2 protein-coding genes are annotated in these 1,024 nt (G+C 51.0%); both read left to right on the top strand.

Translation table 11 applies throughout. The features are described from left to right. Positions 1–352: helix-turn-helix domain-containing protein (locus tag BLP80_RS15010; protein WP_143002346.1), on the top strand; the 352-nt coding region annotated here is incomplete at its 5' end. Continuing rightward, positions 349–1,024: IS630 family transposase (locus BLP80_RS15005; protein WP_218120481.1), on the top strand; the 676-nt coding region annotated here is incomplete at its 3' end. The genes BLP80_RS15010 and BLP80_RS15005, both read left to right, overlap by 4 nt.

Below are 1,024 nucleotides of genomic sequence, written 5' to 3'. Positions count from 1 at the left end.
TCATGCCCAGATCTTGCTTAAGGCGGATGAGAACGCTTTAGGTGAATCGTGGCAAGATAGCCAAATCAGCAAGGCTTTCGGCATTTCGACCCGGACGGTTGAACGCGTCAGAACGCGGCTAGTTGAAGAAGGCTTAGAGTCGGCCTTAGAGCGAGCGAAACCCAACCGTGTTCGAGGGCGGGTGATTGATGGCGAAATCGAAGCCCATTTAGTAGCGTTAGTCTGTAGCGATGCGCCGGAGGGCCATAGCCGATGGACTTTACGTTTGCTGGGGCAGCGAATGGTGGCGTTGGGCTACGTGGACAGCGTCTCGCATGAAACTATTCGGCAAACACTCAAAAAAACGAACTGAAACCCTGGCAAAACAAAGAGTGGTGTATTCCAGCGCAAGGGAGTGCTGAATTTGTCTGTGCCATGGAAGACGTACTGGATGTTTACAAAGGGATGTATGATGAAGAGCACCCGCTGATCTGCATGGATGAGAACAGTAAACAGCAAATTAAAGAAGTCCACAAACCGATACCGGCCAAGCCGGGGTCAGTTGAAAAGTATGATACGACCTATGAACGCAATGGCGTCAGCAATCTGTTCATGTTTTTTGAACCCTTGGCTGGCAAACGGCATGTCGTGGTGACAGACCAACGAACGGCTGTGGATTGGGCGCACCAGATACGCCATTTGGTGGATGAGATCCACCCGCGCGCCAAACGCATCACCTTGGTCATGGACAACTTAAACACTCACGCCGGTGCCTCGCTCTATAAGACGTTTGCTCCGGAGGAAGCGCGGAGAATTTTGGAGAAACTGGATATCCACTACACCCCGAAGCATGGCAGTTGGCTGAATATGGCAGAAATCGAATTGAGCATCTTGTCTCGGCAATGTTTGAATCGACGCATTCCAGACCAGGGCACTTTAAAAAAGGAAGTGGCAGCGTGGCAAGCACAACGAAATGCTTCCGCACGTCCCATGGAGTGGCGCTTTACGAATGATGACGCTCGGGTAAAATTGAAGAAACTTTACC

Origin of the sequence: Nitrosomonas sp. Nm132 (assembly GCF_900100485.1) — a bacterium.
Lineage (GTDB): Bacteria > Pseudomonadota > Gammaproteobacteria > Burkholderiales > Nitrosomonadaceae > Nitrosomonas.
This window is presented reverse-complemented; position numbering and strand designations above follow the sequence as displayed.